The 23,132-nt window shown below is 26.7% G+C and carries 18 protein-coding genes; 15 read left to right on the top strand and 3 right to left on the bottom strand.

Going from position 1 to position 23,132, the window contains the following annotated elements:
* The first annotated feature begins 4 nt into the window (after positions 1-4).
* The 6 genes from R5Z65_RS01915 to groL all read left to right on the top strand — a co-directional run bounded on the left by R5Z65_RS01915 (position 5) and on the right by groL (position 4,819).
* Positions 5-658 (top strand): TrkA family potassium uptake protein, encoded by a 654-nt coding sequence (locus R5Z65_RS01915; RefSeq protein WP_317366717.1) that lies wholly within the window; start codon positions 5-7, stop codon positions 656-658.
* 6 nt (positions 659-664) lie between these two features.
* Entirely contained in the window at positions 665-1,453 is a 789-nt protein-coding gene (locus tag R5Z65_RS01910; protein WP_317366716.1) for an RNA methyltransferase, read from the top strand.
* A 34-nt stretch (positions 1,454-1,487) separates the two neighbouring features.
* Positions 1,488-1,724 carry a hypothetical protein gene (locus R5Z65_RS01905; RefSeq protein ID WP_317366715.1) on the top strand — a complete coding sequence of 79 codons (237 nt, stop codon included), beginning with the start codon at positions 1,488-1,490 and terminating at the stop codon, positions 1,722-1,724.
* A 58-nt stretch (positions 1,725-1,782) separates the two neighbouring features.
* Entirely contained in the window at positions 1,783-2,649 is an 867-nt protein-coding gene (locus R5Z65_RS01900) for a DNA glycosylase (protein ID WP_317366714.1), read from the top strand.
* A 237-nt stretch (positions 2,650-2,886) separates the two neighbouring features.
* A complete protein-coding gene (gene groES, locus R5Z65_RS01895; RefSeq protein WP_317366713.1) occupies positions 2,887-3,171 on the top strand; it encodes a co-chaperone GroES in 285 nt (94 codons plus the stop codon).
* A 28-nt stretch (positions 3,172-3,199) separates the two neighbouring features.
* Positions 3,200-4,819: a chaperonin GroEL gene (groL, locus tag R5Z65_RS01890; protein WP_317366710.1), complete on the top strand. Its 1,620-nt coding sequence runs from the start codon at positions 3,200-3,202 to the stop codon at positions 4,817-4,819.
* 130 nt (positions 4,820-4,949) lie between these two features.
* Here groL and R5Z65_RS01885 read toward each other — a convergent pair whose 3' ends face one another.
* Positions 4,950-6,839, bottom strand: a complete 1,890-nt coding sequence (locus R5Z65_RS01885; RefSeq protein ID WP_317366709.1) for an ABC-F family ATP-binding cassette domain-containing protein — start codon at positions 6,837-6,839, stop codon at positions 4,950-4,952.
* Positions 6,840-6,971: 132 nt separating this feature from the next.
* On the opposite strand from R5Z65_RS01885, the gene R5Z65_RS01880 reads away from it, so the two are divergent.
* A complete protein-coding gene (locus R5Z65_RS01880) occupies positions 6,972-7,610 on the top strand; it encodes a redox-sensing transcriptional repressor Rex (RefSeq protein ID WP_317366708.1) in 639 nt (212 codons plus the stop codon).
* A gap of 291 nt (positions 7,611-7,901) precedes the next feature.
* On the opposite strand, the gene R5Z65_RS01875 is transcribed toward R5Z65_RS01880, so the two are convergent.
* Positions 7,902-8,294, bottom strand: a complete 393-nt coding sequence (locus R5Z65_RS01875; RefSeq protein ID WP_317366707.1) for an SseB family protein — start codon at positions 8,292-8,294, stop codon at positions 7,902-7,904.
* 20 nt (positions 8,295-8,314) lie between these two features.
* Entirely contained in the window at positions 8,315-10,423 is a 2,109-nt protein-coding gene (locus R5Z65_RS01870; RefSeq protein WP_317366706.1) for a leucine-rich repeat domain-containing protein, read from the bottom strand.
* 639 nt (positions 10,424-11,062) lie between these two features.
* Here R5Z65_RS01870 and R5Z65_RS01865 point away from each other — a divergent pair.
* From R5Z65_RS01865 to R5Z65_RS01830, 8 genes are all read left to right on the top strand, one after another.
* Entirely contained in the window at positions 11,063-14,089 is a 3,027-nt protein-coding gene (locus R5Z65_RS01865; protein WP_317366704.1) for a copper amine oxidase N-terminal domain-containing protein, read from the top strand.
* Positions 14,090-14,416: 327 nt separating this feature from the next.
* Entirely contained in the window at positions 14,417-16,663 is a 2,247-nt protein-coding gene (locus R5Z65_RS01860) for a methyl-accepting chemotaxis protein (RefSeq protein WP_317366703.1), read from the top strand.
* Positions 16,664-16,919: 256 nt separating this feature from the next.
* A complete protein-coding gene (locus R5Z65_RS01855; RefSeq protein WP_317366702.1) occupies positions 16,920-17,690 on the top strand; it encodes a CAP domain-containing protein in 771 nt (256 codons plus the stop codon).
* 146 nt (positions 17,691-17,836) lie between these two features.
* Complete coding sequence (locus R5Z65_RS01850) at positions 17,837-18,223, top strand: hypothetical protein (RefSeq protein WP_317366700.1); 387 nt, start codon at positions 17,837-17,839, stop codon at positions 18,221-18,223.
* A 54-nt stretch (positions 18,224-18,277) separates the two neighbouring features.
* Positions 18,278-19,759, top strand: a complete 1,482-nt coding sequence (locus R5Z65_RS01845) for a stalk domain-containing protein (RefSeq protein ID WP_317366698.1) — start codon at positions 18,278-18,280, stop codon at positions 19,757-19,759.
* Between the two features lie 105 nt (positions 19,760-19,864).
* Positions 19,865-20,638, top strand: a complete 774-nt coding sequence (gene sigG / locus R5Z65_RS01840) for an RNA polymerase sporulation sigma factor SigG (RefSeq protein ID WP_317366696.1) — start codon at positions 19,865-19,867, stop codon at positions 20,636-20,638.
* Between the two features lie 8 nt (positions 20,639-20,646).
* Positions 20,647-21,894 carry a pitrilysin family protein gene (locus R5Z65_RS01835; RefSeq protein ID WP_317366695.1) on the top strand — a complete coding sequence of 416 codons (1,248 nt, stop codon included), beginning with the start codon at positions 20,647-20,649 and terminating at the stop codon, positions 21,892-21,894.
* Positions 21,884-23,110, top strand: a complete 1,227-nt coding sequence (locus tag R5Z65_RS01830) for a pitrilysin family protein (protein ID WP_317366694.1) — start codon at positions 21,884-21,886, stop codon at positions 23,108-23,110. Before R5Z65_RS01835 ends, R5Z65_RS01830 begins: the two co-directional genes overlap by 11 nt.
* Positions 23,111-23,132 lie beyond the last annotated feature (22 nt).

The following is a 23,132-nucleotide window of genomic DNA, read 5'->3' as shown; positions in this document are numbered from 1 at the left end:
AAAAATGGGAAGAAATAGACAATTTGCAGTGCTTGGTTTAGGAAGGTTTGGACAAAGTTTAGCTAGAACATTAATAGAAAATGATTGTGATGTTTTATGTTGTGATAAAGATATAGAAATAGTAAATGAAATGGCAAAATATGGCTGTCATTCTGTACAAGCAGACGTTACAGATGTTCACGTTTTGGACCAATTTGGTGTAAATAATTTTGATGTAGTAATAGTTGCTATAGGAGAAGATATGGAAGGGAGCATATTGGCAACTATGATGGCAAAAGAGCTAGGTGCAAAGTTTGTAATAGCTAAAGCTAAAAATGATATACAAAAATCTATACTACAAAAGGTAGGTGCAGATAGAGTTGTTTTACCAGAAAGAGATATGGGCGCTAGAATAGCTAATACCTTAATTACAACAAATATTATAGATTATATAAATTTATCTGATAAATTTGCTATTGTTGAGATTCAACCAGAAAAAAATTGGGTTAATAAATCTATACTAGATAGTAATGTGCGTGCTAAACACGGTCTTAATATAGTAGCTATAAAAAGAGAAAATACAGTAATAGTATCACCTCTACCAACTGAAGTTATAAAACAAGAGGATATTTTAGTTGTTGTAGGTGAAAATGATTCTATACAAAAAATAAATAATTAATATTAGGTGAAAAAATTGATTACAAGTGATAAAAACCAAACAATTAAAGACATAATAAAATTAAAACAAAAAAAAGAAAGAGAAAAATTGGGTAAATTTTACATAGAAGGAGAAAGAATTATAGATGAAATACCAGATAGTGTAAATATAGAAATGATTGTTTTCTCTGAAAAATTTTATAATGAAATAAACCAAAAAGATAAATATAAAAATATACAAAGTTTAGTTGTATCAGATAGTGTTTTTAAAAAGATAAGTGATACAATAAACCCACAAGGGATAATGGCTATTTGTAACATACCTAAAAATTGTATAGAGGATATAAAAATAACAAGTAATAATTTTTTTGTAATATTAGATAGAATATGTGACCCAGGTAATATGGGGACTATTATAAGAACAGCAGAGGCTTTAGGTGTAGATACAATATTTTTATCTAAAGGGTGTGTAGATTTATATAATGACAAAGTTATAAGAGCAACCATGGGTTCTATATTCCATATTAAGGTTATAGAACAATGTGATTTATTAAGTTTAATAGACTATTTAAAAGATAATAAAGTAAAAATTGTTTGCACTCATTTAGAGGGTAAAAAAGCTCCATATAATATAGATTTTAAAAAGTCCATAGGTATATTAATTGGTAATGAGGCCAATGGTGTTTTAGACGAATATAAAGAAAAATCAGACGAGCTTGTTAAAATACCTATGGTAGGAAATGTAGAATCTATGAATGCTTCTATTTCATCTGCTATTATCTTTTACGAAGTATTAAGCCAAAGATTAAACAAATAATATAAAGTTTATATTATTATATAAGGAGTACATTATGAACAAAATAACAACAACTATTTTTGAAAGAGCATATCAATCTTATTTATGTGGTGGAGATACTTATACATATAGATTTGAGTCTAAATCTCCACTTATGACAAAAAAATATACAGAAGCAATAAAATACTTAGAAGATAATGAGCTAGTTATTGTAAAATTTATGTCAGAGGATAAGGTTAGATTAATACTTACAGATAAAGGTATAGAACACGGCAACTCAATGTCAGTATAAAAGTAATTTTATTATTTTTTGCATACCTTTATTTATATTGTTAAAGTAAGGAGAAAAAATGAAGTACATTGAAGAAGAAAATAAAAAAATAATAATGACAGATTTTGACAGTTTTAATATAGAAGAAATATTGGAATGTGGCCAATGCTTTAGATTTGAAAAAATAGAGCATATGCATTATATAATAATTGCCAATAGTAAAGTTTTAAATATAAAGCAAACTAAAGACAAAGTGGAATTTTATCCTTGTACTATAGATGAATTTGAAAAAATATGGATAAATTATTTTGATTTAAACACAGATTATAATAAAATAAAAGAACAGTTAAAAAATGATGATATTGTAAAAAGAGCTATAGAATATGCAGAAGGTATTAGAATTTTAAATCAAGAGCCATTTGAATGTTTAATTTCATTTATAATATCACAAAATAACCGTATACCTATGATAAAGCAAGTTATAAAAAATATATCAGAAAAATATGGTGTAAAATGTGATGAATATTATCTTTTTCCTACAATAGAACAATTAAAAAAAGCAACTCAAGAAGAATTAAAGCTTTGTAAAACAGGATTTAGAGATAAGTATATTTTAGATGCAATAGAAAATTTAGAAAATGGCAACATAAATTTACAAAACTTATATAACATATCGTCTTTAAGTGCAAAAGAGGAACTTTTAAAAATAAAAGGTGTAGGTACAAAAGTAGCAGATTGTGTATTATTATTTTCATTAAAGAAAAATGATGTTTTTCCTACTGATGTTTGGGTAAAGCGTGTTATGGAATACTTTTATTTTGATGAAAAAGATACACCTATAAAACAAATACATAGCTTTGCAAAAGAAAAGTGGGGACATTTAGCAGGGTATGCACAACAATATTTATTTTATTATGCAAGAAGTGAGAAGATAGGTACAAAATAAAAGATATTAAAAGAAAGCAAAAGAAAATAAAAGATATTAATACATAAAATTAGCAAAATTGGATAAAATAGTTTAATATGGACATTGCATAAAAGTATATATTAAATTAGTATATAGTTATGCTTAGCACTCTTGTTAAATGAGTGATAATAAAAAAGTGATATGTATATGGTATAATTTATTTATATAAACATAAATATAATAATGCTTATACATAATAATTATGGAGGTAAAAATATGAATATCAAACCATTATCAGATAGAGTTGTATTAAAACATTTAGAAGCAGAAGAAAAAACAAAAGGTGGCATAATATTAACAGCTGGGGCTAAAGAAAAACCACAAGAAGCAGAAATTTTAGCAGTAGGTCCTGGTGCTACTGTTGACGGAAAGCTTGTTCCTATGCAAGTAAAAGTTGGTGATAAGGTACTTTATTCTAAATATTCTGGAACAGAAGTTAAAGTTGATGGGCAAGAGTACATTATAGTTAAAGAAAGTGATATATTAGCTATTGTAGAATAATTTTTTAATATTTTAGGAGGATATAAAAATGGCAAAAGATATTAAATATGGTGTTGATGCTAGAAAAGCTTTAGAAGCAGGTGTTAATAAACTTGCAGATACAGTAAAAGTTACTTTAGGTCCTAAAGGTAGAAACGTAGTTTTAGATAAAAAATTTGGTACACCTTTAATTACTAATGACGGTGTTACTATTGCTAAAGAAATAGAACTTGAAGATGTTTTTGAAAATATGGGTGCTCAGCTTGTAAAAGAGGTTGCTACAAAAACAAATGATGTAGCAGGAGATGGTACTACAACAGCAACTGTTTTAGCTCAAGCTATGATACAAGAAGGCCTTAAAAATATTGCAGCTGGTGCAAATCCAATTATTTTAAGAAAAGGTATGTCTAAAGCTACAGAAAAGGCAGTAGAAATTATTAAAGAAATGAGCCAAAAAGTAGATGGTAAAAACCATATTGCAAAAGTTGCATCTATATCAGCAGCAGATGAAGAAGTAGGGTCTATGATAGCAGATGCTATGGAAAAAGTATCTAATGATGGTGTTATTACAGTAGAAGAAAGTAAAACAATGAATACAGAGCTTGACCTTGTAGAAGGTATGCAATTTGATAGAGGGTATTTATCAGCTTATATGGCAACAGATATGGATAAAATGGTTGCAGAGCTTGAAGACCCATATATTTTAATAACAGACAAAAAAATATCTAACATTCAAGATATATTACCAATATTAGAAGAAATTGTTCAAACAGGAGCAAGACTTTTAATAATAGCAGAAGATATAGAAGGAGAGGCTTTAACTACTCTTATTGTTAACAAATTAAGAGGAACGTTTAATTGTGTTGCTGTTAAAGCACCAGGTTTTGGTGATAGAAGAAAGGCTATGCTTGAAGATATAGCTATTTTAACAGGTGGTACTGTTATATCAGATGAGCTAGGGCTTGATTTAAAAGAAACTACAATGGATATGCTTGGACGTGCAAAAACAGTTAAAGTAGATAAAGAAAATACAATAATTGTAGATGGTGCTGGAGATAAAGGCTTAATAACTAGTAGAGTTAATCAAATTAAAGAGCAAATAGAAGCTACTACATCAGAATTTGATAAAGAAAAATTACAAGAAAGACTTGCTAAGCTTGCAGGTGGTGTTGCAGTTATAAAAGTTGGAGCAGCAACAGAAATGGAGCTTAAAGAGAAAAAATTGAGAATGGAAGATGCTTTAGCAGCTACTCGTGCAGCAGTAGAAGAAGGTATTATAAGTGGTGGTGGTTCTGCTTATATACATTGTATACCAGAAGTATCTAAGGTTGTAGAAGGTCTTGTTGGAGATGAAAAAACAGGAGCAAATATTATACTTAAAGCTTTAGAGGCCCCTCTCCGTCAAATAGTAAACAATGCAGGGCTTGAGGGTTCTGTTATTGTTAGCCAAGTTAAAGGTAAAGAGGCTAATTATGGCTTTAATGCTTTAACAGGTGAGTTTGTAAATATGATAGATGCAGGTATATTAGACCCAGCTAAAGTTACAAAAAGTGCATTATTAAATGCAAATAGTGTAGCATCTACTGTATTGACAACAGAAGCAGTTGTAGCAGATATAACAAAAGAAGAACCAATGATGCCAGGCGGCAATCCTATGGGAATGATGTAATAAAAGTTAAATAAAAAAATACCTCAATATTGGGGTATTTTTTATTTATATAAAAAAGATATTCCTATATCTGTTTTTGAATACAAAGTATTAAAAAAATTGATTTTTAACAAATATAAAAGGTATATAACTAGGCCATATTTTCCCATTCATCGTATAATATAACAAGCTCGTCTTCTAGTTTAGTTTTTTCTTCAAAGATTTCTTTAGATTTATATGGATTTGTATAAACTTCTTCTAAAGTTAACTGTTCATCAGCTTGTTTAATTTTATTTTCTAATATTTCTATTTGCTCTTCTAGTTTTTTTATAGCGTTTTGTTTTTTTCTTGCTTCTGCTTGAGCTTCCTTTTGAGCTTTCCAGTCCATTTTATTATCGGATATTATTTTAGGTTGTATATTTTCTGTTGTAGTATCTTTTTGTTGACATTTTTCCAGGTAATAATCATAATTTCCAAGATATACATTCATTTTATTTTTAGTAAGCTCAATAACTTTTGTTGCAGTATTATTTATAAAAAATCTATCGTGGGATATATATACGCAAGTGCCAGTATAGTTTTTTAGTGCATCTTCTAAAATTTCTTTTGATACCATATCAAGATGGTTAGTAGGTTCGTCTAATATAAGAAGATTTGCATTAGAAAGCATAATTTTAGCAAGAGCAACACGTCCTTTTTCTCCACCACTTAGTGTAGATATTTGTTTAAAAACTTCGTCCCCTGTAAATACAAAAACGGCAAGAGCATTTCTTATTTCTTCATTTTTTAAATTAGGATAGGTATCAGATATTTCATCAAATATAGTTTTATCTAAATTTAAGTTTTGCTGCTCTTGGTCGTAGTAGCCTATTTCAACATTTGAGCCAAGCTTTATAGAGCCACTATCAATAGAAGTTTGTCCCATTATCATTTTTATAAGGGTAGTTTTACCTATACCATTAGCACCTATAAGAGCAACTTTTTCTCCTTTTTTTATATCAAAGTAAATGTTGTTAAACAGGTTAAAATTAAAGCTTTTAGATAAATTTTCTACCATTAAAACATCGTTTCCACTTTCTTTTTTAGGGGATAAGCTAAGACGCATCTGTGCTGGTAGGTTATCTGGTTTTTCTATTTTTTCCATTTTATCCAAAAACTTTTCACGGCTTTCAGCACGTTTTATAAATTTTTCTCTATTATAAGAGCGAAGTTTTTTTATAACTTCTTCTTGTTTTTTTATTTCTTTTTGTTGGTTTAAATAATGTTTTAGCATTATTTCTCTAGCTATGTGCTTTTTTTGTGAGTAGTCGTTATAGTTTCCATTGTATATAGTTGCTTTAGTGTTTTCTAGCTCTATAACTTTAGTTACTATTTTATTTAAAAAATATCTATCGTGAGATATAATAAATAGGGCTTTAGGATATGCCTTTAAGAAATTTTCTAGCCAGTTAATAGATAATATATCAAGGTGATTAGTAGGCTCATCTAATAATAAAATATCTGGTTCTTCTAACAATATTTTACCAAGAGCAATACGTGTTTTTTGACCACCAGAAAGAAACTTTATTTGTTTATAAAAATCATCTTCTACAAAGCCAAGCCCTTTTAATACCCCTTTAATACGGCTATTATAGTTAAAAGAGTTATTTTCTGCAAGGTATGTAGATATTTTATCATATTCTTTAATAAATAAGTCAAGCTCATCATCTTTAGATATGCTCATTTTTTCTTCTAATTCCCTAAGTTTAAATTCCATATCTATTATATTAGAAAATACTGTTAAAAGCTCATCAAAAAGAGAGTTATCTTCATTAAGATTAAGTGTTTGAGAGAAATAACCAATTTTAGTATTTTTTGGGATATTTATATCGCCACTATCTTTAGATATTTCTCCTGTTATTATTTTAAATAAAGTTGACTTTCCGGCTCCATTAACACCAACTAAAGCAACTCTGTCTTTTTCATTTATATTAAAAGATATATTATGCAATATATTTGTTATACCAAATGATTTATTAATATTATTACAAGAAAGAATCATCTTTTGCCTCCTATAAAAAAATTACTTATAATAAGTATAACAAAAAATAATAATTTTTAAAAGACTAAACATTGACAAAAACAAAACAAAGTTGTATAATCTTGTTAAAACATTGTTAAAGGAGTGGTGTTAATGGACAAAAAAGTATCTTTAGCTGTGATTAAACGTTTACCTAGATATTACAGATTTTTAGGAAACTTATTAGATGATGGTATAACAAGGATATCTTCTAAAGATTTAAGTCAAAAGATGAATGTTACAGCATCACAAATAAGGCAAGATTTAAATAATTTTGGGTGTTTTGGACAACAAGGGTATGGATACAATGTAGAGCTTCTATATGAAGAAATAAAAGAAATACTAGGATTAAATAAAACCTACAATTTAGTTATATTAGGTGCAGGTAAGATAGGTCAGGCTTTATTAAACTATGTTGAATTTGAAAAAAGAGGATTTAATTTTATAGGTATATTTGATGTAAACTCTGATGTTATAGGTACAAAAATAAGAGATTTAGAAGTAAAGGACATAATAGAGCTAGAGCAATTTACAAAGGATAACATTGTAGATATAGCTGTTTTGGCTGTACCTGGTACTAATGCTTATGATTTATATAAAAATGTAGTATCTTATGGTATAAAAGGGATATGGAATTTTTCAAATACAGAGCTGACAAATAAAGACGGAGTTATAGTAGAAAATGTACATTTGACAGATAGCTTAATGACATTAGCATACAAATTTAATTCTAATGACTTTATAGAAGATTAAAGAGCCAAGTATTGTACTTGGCTTTGAGGTTGTAGACTTTGTCTACAACCTCTTCAAAAAAATAACAAGTTTATTTTTTTGAGATACTGTAAGAAAAAAGCCGATTTCTTCGTACAAGGGCTAAAGCACCTAGAAATCTGGCTTTTACACAATCCAAGGCAAAGCCTTGTCTTGTGATTAAAATTTTTATATCCTATAAATAGGATATAAAAATGAAAAAATTTATTTTAATATTATTTTTTTTTACAGTCTGAGAGCCAAGTATGTTACTTGGCTCTTTTTGTATAAAAATTAAATAATAGTTTCTTTAGGGATAAACAAGGCATCATCACCTATGTTAATAACAAACCCTTTAGCATCTGTATCTATAGTAGTAAGCATATAATGAAAATCTTTAATTGTAGCTTCTATAGCTGTAAAAGGATTTTCTTTTTTAAATTTATTAAATTTTTCCCAGTCTGTAAAAGCTAAGAAAAGCTTAGTATTTTCTGAATCCTCGATATGTATAAAGGATACATCAGAATTTTGTAAAGTACTATCAGCATTTTTGTTTAATATAACAACAGGGGATAAAAATTTTGTATTATTAATTTCTTGCTCAAATATTTTAGAATTTTCATCTGTTTGATTTTGTAATAAATTTTTCATAGCGTTTAAAAAGCTATCTGTAGAAACATTAGACATATTGTACACCTCATTTATTATTATTTTTTATTATTATTTTGTTGTACAGGTGGCTTATATTCTTGTAAAAGATTTTGCCAGTTACCAACATTAGAATCTAATAGGTAAGATTTATAATTGTTATAGCTATTTATAGGTACAACAATTTTTTGCAAGTTATTAGAGCCTATAAACATATTATATCCAAAAGACTCATTTTGTAAAGCATTAAATTGAACATTTTTTAAATTATTGCAATAAGCAAAAGCTAAATCTCCAATATTTTTTAATGTAGACGGTAATACAACATTTTGTATGTTAGTACCTTTAAATGCCTCGTTGCCAATATTAGTTACACCTTCTTTTATAGTAATGTTACTAACAGATGAGTTTAAAAAGGCTTGATTTTTTATATTTTCTACATTAACTCCAATTGTAAGGTTAGATATATTAGCTTGTTGGAATGCACGTTCTTCTATAGTTTTTGTTTTATCTGGTATAGTAAAGCTATTTAAAGATTTTCCAGTAGGGTATTTTATAAGTACAGTTTGGTCTTTATTAAACAAGATGTTATTGTAAGAAGAATAGTTGTTATTTGTATTATCAACTGAAAAGCCGTCTATTTTAGGGGTATTATCAAAGGCATTATTACCTATTTTTTCTACATTTTTTTCTAATTTAATAAAGCCATATAGGTTTTCTGCATTAGCAAATGCAAAAGGTTTTATTTCTTTAACAGAGTAAGGCACATTAACATTAACTAAAGATTTTTTTGGTGGAAACTTAATTAATACATCTTTATTTTTATTGTATAATATACCGTTTTCTGAAGAAAAGTTTTCGTTTTTTTCTTCAACATTAATTGTATCTATAGAGTATGCAATATTTAGAGCATCACCTTTAATAGATGTAGTTTCTTGTGGTATGTTTATATAAGGTATTTCTCTTTTAGGTGGTACATAAACAAGCTTTGTTTTGTCATTTGTAAATAAAATATTATCTAAAGTTTTAAAATGTGAGCTTTTATCAGAAGAAACATTAGCTATATTATTACACCCATAAAAAATGTTATTACCTAAATTTTTTAAATCTCTAGTAAAGTCAAGTTTTGTTAAAGATGAGCAATTTAAAAATGCTTCATCTTGTATAGACTGTAATTTTGCATTAAAAGTTAAATTTTTTAAATTTTTGCAGTTTGCAAAGGCTTGAAAATCTATAGATAGTAGATTTTCTGGAGCAGAGAAGCTCTCAATCCCAGAGTCTGTAAAGGCAAAACGTTCTATATTAGAGAGAGTGTCTTTAAAAATAACAGTTTTTAAATTTTTTGCACCATAGAAAGAATACTCTGGTAAAGATTTTATTCTATAAGGTATTTCTATTTTTTTTATGTTACTTTTATAGAAAGTAGCTTTTCCCATTTTTTCTAGATATGTAGAAAGGGATATATTTTCTATAGAAGAATTTGCAAAAGCATAATCTCCTAAAGTTTTTAGCTTAACTATGCCAGACACTTCTTTTAATTTTTTAGTTTTATAAAAAGCATAAGGGCCTATCTCCTCTAAGCTAGAGTTTGTTACAAAATGCTCTAAGTTTTTATTGTTATAAAAAGCACCTTCTTGTATTTTTTTTACATCAAAAGGCATATTATATGTTTTATCAAGTTTGCCTGCAGGGTATGTAATAAGGGTATCTTTGTTAACATTAAAAAGAACACCATTTATTGTTGCATATTTATTGGCACCTGGTATAACTTTTATTTCTTTAAGGTTTTGGCAATCTGTAAAAGCGTGAGAACCGATATTTTTAATAGTATTAGGTATAGTAACTTTTTCTATAAAGTTATTTTGATAAAAGGCAGAAGGCTCTATATTATCTACATAATAATTTTTACCTTGATAAACAACATTTTGTGGTATAACAAGCTCTTTTTCTTTAAAGTTTTTACCACTAATTATAGAAACATATCCTTTTAATGTTTCTTTTGGAGATTGTGTAATGCTATATGTTATACCATTTATAATAAAGCTATTTTCTTTTTTTGATTCTGTATGCTTTATAGGTAGATTTATATTTAAAGGGGTAGCAAATACAGATAAAGAATAAGGAAAGCTAAAGGCTATACATAAAGCCAAAGCGACATATTTTTTCATATTAACACCTCGTTTGTTTTTATATTAATTAAAGTTTTTAAACTATAATTTTTAAACTATAACATAAAAATATTATAGCATATATAATGTAATAACACAATGATTTAGACTTAATAATAAAATGAAAATTTGCTTAATTTTATTGATATATACACATAAGAAAATTATATTTTAAATAATATTTTTATAAAGATATTTATACGTTATATTATTTTAAGGGGATAGGCAAAACAGGATATTATAATGAAAATATGATAAATACTAGAGTTTTAAATGTATAATTATTACGAAAATATAACGAATATTACACATAAATTACAAATAGCCTTAACCTATTGCAAAAAGATTTGATAGGTGTTATATTATATACAAGCAAGGCAAACAAATAAAAAATTAGATAAAACCTAAATTTAAAAATTAAGATTTAAAACATATATAACAACAGTTTTAATATTTTTAAAAATTAGTTTTATAGGGGTTAGGTATAACCTTAAAACATTATTATATTACAAATATTACAATAATGTTACATCTCATTAAATGATATTGACTAGATAAGTTTGCAATGCTATAATGTAAGCACAGTGGTTAACTAATAAAATTAGTTATTAACTTGAATTATTTAGGAGGAATTTTAAAATGAAAAGAAAAATTGCTATATTATTATCAGCTATGATGGTTACAAGTGCAATGCCTATGACTGCAAGTGCAGCTCAATTAAAAGCTGATGGTGTATTAAACACTACTTTTGCTAAAGCAAACGAAACTATCGATGCAGAAGCAAGCAAATACACTTCTTACAAAACTGTTGATGAGTTAAAAAGTAGAAAAAGCGTTGTTAAAGTAGCTCTTAACAATGACGGTACTAACAATATTGGTGATAAAGTTACTTTTAAAGTAGAACTTGAAAACGGTACTTTTGATGAAAATCACAAAGAAAGATATGAATATAAAAACAGTAACAGTCTTAAAGCAGTAGATTATACTACAGCTATGAAAGGAGCATCAGATTTAAAAACTGTTTATACAAATATAGGCAAAACTGATGTTAACAATGCAAGTGTTACAATAGGTAATGATAAAGAAATTGATACAGCACCAGGCTATGAAGGGCTTAGAGATGCTATAGCTAGTCTTAAAGAAGAAGACTTTAAACTTGGTGGTGGAACAATTGAAGATAAAGCTACTTTTATGGCACACGAAAAAATTGCTCCAGCTATAGCTAATCTTAAAAAAGCTATAATAGAAAAAGAAACTAAATATGTAGCAGAATTAGCTCATATTCCTTATGAGATAGAAATTAATAACCCAACAACTGCTACAATTACAGTTCCTAATTTAAATCTTAGTGATGCTGATAAAGGCATAACTATGGAAAAATCTAAAATTGTAAAAGAAAGTAACATTGATATTAAGTTTAAACAAAATTCTGGTACTGAATTACAAGACAGTGATTATACTTGGTTAAACTTGAAAAACAGTGGAACTAAAGAAATTAAAAAAGTTGATGTTACAAATGATGCAGTTGAATCAAACGACAAGATTAAAGTAGAAAATCCTTATGTTGCTTTACCTTTAGGTGCAGTAATAGCTGATGGTAATGCCCCTGTTAAAGCTAAAATTACTTCAGATTATAATGATAAAGTTGTAGGTGGAGAATATACTCTTACTTCTTCTGTACAAGAAGGTGACACTCAGTTAGTATATAGCAGCAACAACATTAAATCTTTTGAAGATTATGGTAAATTAGGTCCTATCGTTATTAAAGAAAACGTTAGAAATACAATTGGTACAACATCTTCTAAACACGATGAAGCTACTTTAACTTTAAGAGTTAATGGTGGATTTAGATTTAAAACAGGTGCTAATGCAAGTGATTCTGTTGAATTCTTTAATGACAAAACAGGTGAAAAATTAACTGCAGATATTAAATCTACTGGTTATGGATTTAGCGGTAACGATTCTGTTCTTAAAGTTAAAGTAAGTGGATTAGGTGAAAATCGTGCTTTACCAACAGGTATTAGAATTGACGGTTTATTTGTAGAAGCGAATAATAGCAAAAACTTTGGTGATGTAGAACTTTCTGTATCTGGTGATGGTATCACTAGCCAAAACAAAGTTGTTGCTAAAAGAGCAGAGTTAGGATTTAAACTTGAAACTTTAAAAGATCCTATGGAAATCATCTCTGGTAGACACTACAAAAAAGATGAAACAAATATGTCTGAAAAAGACAACACTACTGTAGAAGTTAAATTCTCAGAATCTATCCCTAATACTTTAGTAGAATCTAGAGCTTTAGATTTTGTTGTTCCAGAAGGCGTTAAAATCGTAGGTGCGGAAATTAGCAAAGAAAACAACTTTACTGAAAAACCAGAATCTAGTGATTTTGAAATCGTTGAAAATGGTAAAGTTTTAAGACTTAAAAGAGATTCTTACCAAGTTAAACAAAGCGATGCAAACACAAACATTTTAGCTAACTTTGTATTAAAACTTGACTTATCTGTAGACCCAGGTTTCAAAGGTGATATTAAACTTGGTGTAACAGGTGGTGGACAAAGCAATGTTGTAGAAACAGTTGTTGCTAAAGCAGTTGTTCCATTTGAAATTAAAACAACTACTACAAAAGCTAACATAGGTTACCAAGATTACAACACTGCAGATATCGTTATTACAGAAGCTAGACCAGGTATGTTCTTAGAAGATAGAATTGCTACTTTAGAACTTGCAGCTCCTTATGGTACTCAAGAATTAGGTTTCTCTAATGCTAAATTTGAAATAAGCGGTGGCGAATTAGAAGTTAAAGAAAAAGAATTTGGTGCTAAAAAAGGTGTAATTGAATTTAAAATTAACAAAGCTTCTTATAAAAACCCATCTACAATAACAATCAAAGATGTTAAAGTAGGTACTACACGTTCTGTACCATTTGGTGCTTATGACTTAAAATTAGGTGGTGCAGCTGTTATCAATAACTTTAACTCAGAAGTTAAAGATGATAAATCATTTGATATAACTTCTAAAAACGAAAATTTAGTTAACCAAGATAACGTAAGAACTTATGACTTTAAAGGATATTTAGATGTTATCACTGAACCAGGTACTTTTGACCAAGTAGTTAAAGTAAGTGTTGGTGAAAAAACTATCCTTCTTGGTGACCAAGCAATTGATATGGATGTAGCTCCTTATATCCAAGCATCAAGCAACAGCACAATGGTTCCTTTAAGATTTGTTTCTGTAGCTTTAGGTGTAGATACAGCTAATGCTACAAATGCAGATGAATCTAGCAAAATTGCATTTGATGCAAACACTAAAACTACTACAATCTACTACGGTGCAGGTACTGGCCAAAAAATTATTCAATTCCAAGCTGGTAGCAACATTATGACAGTAGATGGTACTAAAATACCTATGGAGTTCGGTGTTAAAGCTGAAATAAAAGACGGTAGAATGTTTGTTCCTTTCAGAGCTTTAGGTCAAGCTTTAGGTGTAACTGTTGATTGGGATGCAGATACTAGAACTGCTATCTACAACAAAGATCATGGTAGAAATGCTAAAATGACAGAAACAACTACTGAAAGTACAACTGCTTCTGATACAACAACAGAAACAACTACTGAAAGCACAACTGCTTCTGATACAACAACAGAAACAACTACTGCTAAAAACTAATTTAATCTTTTGATTAATTTTTAAGCCTCCCAAAAGGGAGGCTTTTTAATTGATATAAATTAATATATGACTTATTTTTTTAAAATAAAAAGGATAAATACGTTTCAAGTTTTATTTTTTATGCCGAAAAGATTTAGGAATACCTGTTTTTAGATACAAAGTATATAAAAAAGATTTACTTTAATTAATGGGGGTTATATTTAAATTTACTAATTAAAAAAATTTTTATTGATAAAATTAAAAAAAATGCTATAAATAGTTGAAAAATATAAAAAAAGGGTGTAAAATAGTAACATAAATAAAATATATTCTACAAGGAGAGGTATAATGAAAAAAATACGAAATTTAAAGCTTTATATTAAATTTTTAATTACTTTTGGGACAATATTAGTACTTGTATTAATATTAGGAATAACAGGTATAGTTACCTTAAATTCTACTAGTAAGACATATTACAATTCTATAACATCTAATGATGATGTTTTGGCAGAAGGTATGGACCTTACACAGAATATGGCAGATATGAGACGTTTAATTACTCTTATTGCATATAGAAATAGTTTGACAGAACAAGAAAATACACAGATAGAAACTTTATACCAAAATACTAAAACAGCAGGACAAAATTACTTAAACGAAATGAAACTTATAGAAGAAACTGGTAAAGATAGAACACAAAACATTGCTTCAATGGAAAATATATTAAAATCTTTAGAGCAGTATTATGCTTTATACGAGCAGATTAGAGAAGCGATATTAAGTAATAATGAGGTTTTAGCTAAACAGATACTTTCTGAAATGACAAAATTAGGAACAGAAATTATTGAGGGTGCTTATACAGCTCAAAGAGAAGCTTTTGATATCCTTATACAAGAAACAGAAGGTGTTAAAGAGTTTGCACGTTTTCAAACTATAATTTTATTTTTAATATTTATAGTTATAGTTATTGTAGGTTCTATATTTGGATTTACTCTTTCTCGTATTATTAGAAAACCGATAGAAAGATTAAGAGATGTTGCATTAGAAGTGTCTAAAGGTAATTTAGATGTGCAATGCAGCACTAATGCTAAAGATGAAATAGGGGATTTATCTAATGCTATATCAAATATGTCTACTACATTTAATGGTATATTAATGGATATAAATGAGTTATCTAGCCAGTTAGATAAAGGTAATGTAAATTATAGAATAAATGAAGATAGATATGAGGGTGCTTTTAAAGAAGCAATAATTTCTATCAATAATGCTACTAATAATTTAGTAGAAGATTGTTTATACATAGTTAGTGCAATAAAAGAATTTGGAGAAGGTAATTTTGACTTTAAAGTTAAAGATTTTCCTGGTGATAAAGCTATTATAAAAGAAGAAGTTTTGGCAGTGCAAAATGCTTTAAAAAGTGTATCAAATGATATATCAAATCTTATAAATGCTGCTAGTGACGGTAACTTAGAATTTAGATTAGACACTTCTAGTTATATTGGACAATGGAAGGAAACTACAGATTCTTTAAACCAATTTGTAGAAAATGTAGTTATACCTATTAAAGAAACTCAAAATGCACTTAACCAGTTCTCAATAGGTAATTTCTCTCACAGAATAACTAATGAATATAAAGGTGAATTTAATAATATTAAACAAACAGTAAATTATACTGCAGAGACTATTGGGTCTTATATATCAGAAATTTCTGATGTATTAAACGAAATGGCACATAAAAACTTTGACCTTTATATTGATAGAGATTATCTTGGAGATTTTGAGCTAATAAGAAAATCTGTAAATTTAATTATTAATAACCTTAATGTACTTACAAAAGATATTATAGTATCTTCAGAAAAAGTATCTGCAGGTTCTAAACAAATATCAGAATCTAGTATATCTCTAGCAGAGGGGGCTACTAAACAAGCAGAAGCAGTAGAACAACTTAACTCTAATATAAAATTTATATCTCAACAAGCTACAGATAATGCCGAAAATTCTGAAAAAGCTAATGAGCTTGCTTTACAGGCTAAAAATAGTGCCGATGATGGAAGTCAGCAAATGGATAATATGCTTATAGCTATGGAAGAAATAAATAATGCTTCTAATAGCATATCTAACATAATTAAAGTAATAGATGATATTGCTTTCCAAACAAATATACTTGCTCTTAATGCTGCCGTTGAGGCCGCTCGTGCAGGAGAGCACGGTAAAGGCTTTGCCGTTGTAGCAGAAGAAGTTAGAAACCTTGCTGCTAGAAGCCAACAAGCTGCTAGAGAAACAACTGAGCTTATAGGTAGCTCTGTAGAAAAAGTTGCAGAAGGCTCTAAAATAGCTAACAATACAGCTGAATCCTTAGTTAATATAGTAAAACAAATAGAAGAAATATCTTCGCTTATAGAAGCATCTACTAAATCTTCTAAAGAGCAAGAAAAATCTATAGATGAAGTTACTATTGGTATACAACAAATTGCTACTGTTACTCAAAATAACACTGCTACAAGTGAAGAGGCAGCAGCAGCATCTCAAGAACTTGCAACACAAGCAGAGATATTCTATTCTTCTGTTTCAGACTTTAAATTAAAAGAAGATTAATAAATTTTTTAATACAAAAATAAAAAAGTATTTACTTTATAGTAAGTACTTTTTTTATATTTTTATTACAAAATTTCCAATAATTAATTATTTACAATTATGTTACAATGTAGTATTATGTATATAGATAAAGAAAACAACAAAAATTTATACATAAAATATTGATTTTTATAAAGGATAATACATACTATATAGAGCAAATTGGATATATAAAAAGATATAATAACATAAATTACATATTGAAAGGATAATTATTATGAAAAGATTTTTATTAACAACTTTTGCTTTAACTTTATTTTCAACAGCAAGTGTATTTGGAGGTACTAACACTCTGAATAACGATATTTCAAAATTTTTAACTATTAACGGAAAACCAATTAAGAATTTTAGCTATAACGAACAAAATAATAATGTAAATAATAGTATTAATAATACAAATAATAATTGCACAAATAACAATATAAATAGCAATGTAGATAATAATACAAGTAATAATTGTACAAATAACAATTGTGTAAACAATAATATAAATAACAATAAAGATAACAACATAAATAATAACAATAACACAAATAATAATAACACAAATAGCAATAATAATATACAACAGAAACCTAATAAACCAACAGAAAATAATAATAATGTAAATAACTCTGTATCTAACATAGAACAAGAAGTAGTTAATCTTGTTAATGCAGAAAGAAAAAAGGCTGGCTTATCACCACTTAAAATAGACACAGAACTATCTAACGTGGCAAGACTAAAATCTCAGGATATGAAAAATAAAGGATATTTTTCTCATACATCTCCTACATATGGTTCGCCTTTTGATATGTTAAAACAATTTAACATTACATATAAAACTGCTGGAGAAAATATTGCTAAAGGACAAAAAACAGCACAAGATGTTGTAAATGCTTGGATGAACTCTGAAGGACATAAAAGAAATATACTTAGTAAGTCCTTTACTCATATTGGTGTTGGACATATATCAAGCCATTGGACACAATTATTTATATCTAAATAAACATTTTTTGTATAAGGTATAAACTAAATAGGCTCTAATATTAAAGTAATAAACTTTATATTAAAGCCTATTTTTTAGTATAAAATAAATTTAAAATTATATTTATAAAGAATAAAATGTGTGCTATAATTTTAATATATATTTATATGAAAGTTGGTGTTATTATGAAAAGTATAGAGTTTTTAAATTTTAGAGAGGTTATATTTTGTATAGTAATATCTTTTTTTATACTTATAATTTTAAAATCTTTTTTATTTTTTAGAAAATTATCGTTAGAATGTGAGTACCCTATAAAACTTTTTGATACTATGCTTAAAGAGTTTTATTTAATGTTCCCTAAAGAGGTTATAATGTTTAGGGGGGATATATATAAAAGAGGTATGTTTGTAAAAATTACTACTTTACATAAAAAAATATATGAAGGTGAATTTATAGGATTTAATGGAAAAGATATGATATGTATTGTTACAAAAACAGCAATAGTAACTAACCGTATAAGGAATATAAAAGATATTATATTAATAAAAAAATAAACTTATTAATAAGATATATCGTATATAATATTGATAAGTTTAGGAGGTATGAAAATGAAAAAAAATATAAAAATGTTTTTAATATGTACAGCGTTATCTACATTATTTTTATCAAATAGTGTTTATGCTTATGAAAATAAATATGTATCTGTAAATATAGATAATATGTTACAACCTGTAAAATCTAATGTTATAAATAAACAAGGGTATACATTAGTTGCTTTTAGAGATTTATTTGAAATGTTAGATGCAGATGTAGACTGGAACAATGTAAAAAGAAATATAACAGTAAAAAAAGGTGATAAAACATTAGTTATAAATGTGGATACTAATAAGACTAAATTAAATGATAAATACATAGATATGCCTATTTCTGTTGAAATAGTTAATGATACAACATATGTTCCATTAAGATTTATATGTGAAGCATTTGGTATGAAAGTAGATTGGGACAGTGAAAAACAAAAAATATCAATAGATACTGGAAATGATGAATATATATATTTGGATAAGCTATATATAGATGATAATTCAAAAATAATATCTATGGAAGAGGCAGTTAAAACTGCTCAAGCTAAAAGCTCTAGTATAAGAAATCTTAATGATGCAATAGAATATACTAAAAAAGTGTCATTAGATTTAAACAATAAAATTGTAGGGCAAAACTATTATGACCCACAAATAGAACAAATCTTAAAAAATATTAATAGCTTAGATGCTCAAGTTCAAGATAAAGATATTAACCAAAAAATAATAGAAGATAGTATAGAGCTTAGTGTTATTAGTGCTACTGCTAATATAAAAACAACTAAACTTAATATAGCTACTCTACAAAAAACTATAGAAGTTAATGAAAAAAATACAAAAGCTCTAGAATTAAAATATCAACACGGAATGATTTCTGAAAGTGAATTGAAAAAAGCTAAAGACACCCAAAATAATAATAAATTAAATTTAGAGGCATTAAAAAATTCACTAAATACACAACAAAAAAATTTAAATAATATATTAGATAAAGACTACAACACTAATATAAATATATTATTAAATGATAATTTTGATGATATAGATAAAATAGATATAGATTCTTATATAACTAGAAATAAAGAAGATGATATATCTATACAACTTTTAAAAAAGAATTTAGAAAGGGCAGAAGATATAAGAAAAAATTATAGCCATACAGCATCAGAAGAAGAAAAAATAAAATTAGATAATGATATAAAGACTGCTCAAAGAAAGCTATCAGATGCTAAAATAGATATGGAAAATAAATTGAGAAGTAGCTATGATAATTTATTAAAAATGAAAGATACTGACAAAAGTTTAAGATTAGAGCTTAATAAAGCAGTAGATGAATACAATAAAGTTACAGCTAATTATATTAATGGAAATGTAACATTAAATCAAGTAGAGCAAGCTAAATTGGGAATATTAAATATAGAAAAGCAAATAGAGCAAAATAAAATAAACTATTCTGTAGCATTATATAGTTTTGGAAAACCTTATTTAAATGTGGGAGGATTTCAAGGTTAATCTACATTTAAACAATAATTGTAATAAATTAGAAATTAAATAATGTATAAATTTAATACCTTTGGAAAATATCTTTATATAAGGAATTTTTCGGAGGTGTTTTTTATGTTAGGGTATAAAGTGGAAATATGCGGAGTTAATACTAGTAAATTGCCAATACTAAAAAATGAAGAGCAACAAGAACTTTTTAAGCGTGTGCAGGCAGGAGATAAAAAGGCAAAGGAAGAGTTTATATATAGCAATTTAAGGCTTGTTTTAAGTGTTATAAAAAAATTTGCAAACCGTGGAGAAAATATAGATGATATATTTCAAGTTGGGGTAATAGGCCTTATAAAAGCTATTAATAATTTTGATGTAAATCAAGGTGTAAAACTTAGCACATATGCTGTTCCTATGATTATAGGAGAGATTAGAAGATATCTTAGAGATTATAATTCTATAAGGGTTAGCAGGTCTTTAAGAGATATAGCTTATAAGGCATTACAAATGAAAGAAATGCTTATTAATAAAAATTGTAAAGAGCCGACAGTAGAAGAAATAGCTAAAGAGCTTGGCATAGAAAAAGAAGAGATTATATTAGCATTAGATGCCATACAAGAACCTATATCATTGTTTGAGCCTGTGTATAACGATGGTGGAGATTCTATTTTTGTTATGGACCAAGTAAAAGACGATAAAAATAATGATAATCTTTGGATAGAAAACATTAGCCTTAATGAAGCTATGAAAAAACTTAATGAAAGGGAAAAATATATAATAAACCTTAGATTTTTTGAAGGTAAAACCCAAATGGAAGTAGCAGAAGAAATAAATATTAGTCAGGCACAAGTAAGTAGGTTAGAAAAAAGCGCTTTAAAAAATATGCGTAAATATATGTAGGAGATTGTATGATAGATAACGGTATAAATGTAAAGGTTATAAATACTAATAAATTTAAAACTATATGTGTTGCCTTTCTTTTAAGGCAAAGTTTAGATAAAGATTATGTAACTTATAATGCAATTTTATCTAAGATTTTGACTATGGGGTGTAAAAAATATAAAACAATAAAAGATATAAACTTGAAAACAGAAGAAATGTATGGTGCTTATATCCATAGTGATATTTTAAAAAAAGGTGATAACCAGATAATAGAAATTTTAATGGAGTTTATAGAAGATAAAGTTTGTATAGATGGAGTATTTTTATTGTTTAAGGAAATAATATTAAATCCTTTAGTAGAAGATGATGGATTTAATGTAGAGTATTTTAATAAAGCTAAGGAACAGGTTAAAGAAGACATATATTCTAGACAAAATGATAAGAAAGAGCTAGCAAAAGATAAATGTGTAGAAATTATGTGTAAAAATGAAAAGTTTGGTATTTTAGCATATGGATATATAGAAGATTTAGAAGATGATAAAATAAATAATAAAAATCTTTATAGCCATTATAAAAATATTTTAAAAACATCAGAGATAGATATAGTTATTTTAGGAAATGTAACAGAAAACATAGTAAATAAGCTTGTAAAAGAATATTTTAGCATTGAAGGAAGAAATTATATTCCTATAAAAACAGAATTTATATATAAAGATAAGCATAAAGAAAATACAGTTATAGAAAAGTTTAATATAACTCAAGGAAAGCTTTGTATGGCATTTAGAAGTAACATATCTGCCGATAATAAAAATTTTATAGGACTTTTAGTTGGAAATGAAATATTAGGTGGTGGCTCAGGTTCTATGCTTTTTAATAACGTAAGGGAAAAAGAAAACCTTTGTTATTATATAAGCTCATTTATATACATTTTTAAAGGAATAATATTTATAGAAAGTGGCATAGATTCTAATCAATATGAAAAAGCAAAAGCTTGTATATTAGAAAATATTGAAAATATTAAAGAAGGTAATTTTAACGATGATAATATAAAAATTGCTATAAATAATTTATGCAAAAAATACAGAGGTATAGTAGATTACAATACAGCTACAATAGATTACTATTACACTAATTATTTAGCTAGTCTAGAAATAAGCATAGATGAAATGATAAATAGTATAAAATCTACAACAAAGGAAGATATAAAAAAATCTTTTGAAAATATATGGCTAGATACTTGCTATTTTATGAAAGGTGATGAAATTGATAGATAATATTATATATGACAATATAAATGGGACAACATTAGTATTTATACCTAAGAAAAATTTTGAACAAAAACAGGCTATGGTTTGTTTTAAATATGGCTCTATCCATAATAATATAATAATAGATAAAGAAAAAATTTGTTTACCACCAGGGATAGCACATTTTTTAGAGCATAAAATGTTTGAAAAAAACAACTATAATATTTTTGATGTATTTAATAAACTTGGTGGAAGTGTAAATGCTTATACCAATTTTTTATCAACAGCATATTACTTTAATTGTGTTGATTATTTTTATGAAAACTTTGATGAATTGTTAAAACTTGTTAGTAATCCATATTTTACAAGAGAAAATGTGGATAAAGAAAAGCCAATAATAGAGCAAGAAATAAAGATGTATGATGATGACCCTTATTGGAGGGTATTTTTTAACCTTATGTGTATAATGTATGGTAAAAATAACCCTATATCTAATGATATAGCAGGAAGTGTAGATGATATAAAGCGTATCAATGAAGATATGTTATATAGTTGCTATAACAATTTTTATACTAAAGATAATTGTGTAATTATTTGTTGTGGTGATATAGATGATAAAACAAAAATAGAAGATAGTATTTTAAAAAATTTGAATATAAATGATAAAAAAACAGGATTAATACAAAAATATGAAGAAAACAATACAAATAAATCAAAATATGTAGAAAGAAAAATGTGTATAAATCAAAAAATTTTTAATATAGGCTTTAAAAATTTACAAAAAGATGTTACAATATTTGATAAAATGATATTTAATAAAATGCTTTTAGATATTATTTTTGGTAAAAGTTCATTATTTTATGAAAAATTATACACAAAGGGTATTATAGATGATACTTTTGGGTTTGATTTTAATAATTTTAATGAAAAAGCATCATATATATTTTCTGGTATATGTAAAGAGCCTAAAGAAATTATAAAATATATAAAAGAAGAGATAGAAAAGTTTAAAAATAAAAATATTTCAAATGAAGATTTTGAAAGGATAAAAAATAAGCATATAGGTAATTTTATAAGAAAATTTAATGTTATAGACAACATAGTTTCTATGGAGGCAGATTATTTTTCTAATGGTTTTTTTATAAAAGATTATTATAAGTCTTTAAAAAATATAAAGCTAGAAGATATACAAAAATCTTTAAATTATTTTGATAATGATGCATATTTAAGTATTATAAACTAAAATAAAATTAGGGGGGATTATA

Source organism: uncultured Tyzzerella sp. (genome assembly GCF_963558545.1).
Classification (GTDB): domain Bacteria; phylum Bacillota; class Clostridia; order Lachnospirales; family CAG-274; genus Tyzzerella.
Note: the sequence above shows the minus strand (reverse complement) of the source record. Positions and strands in the feature narration are given on the sequence as shown.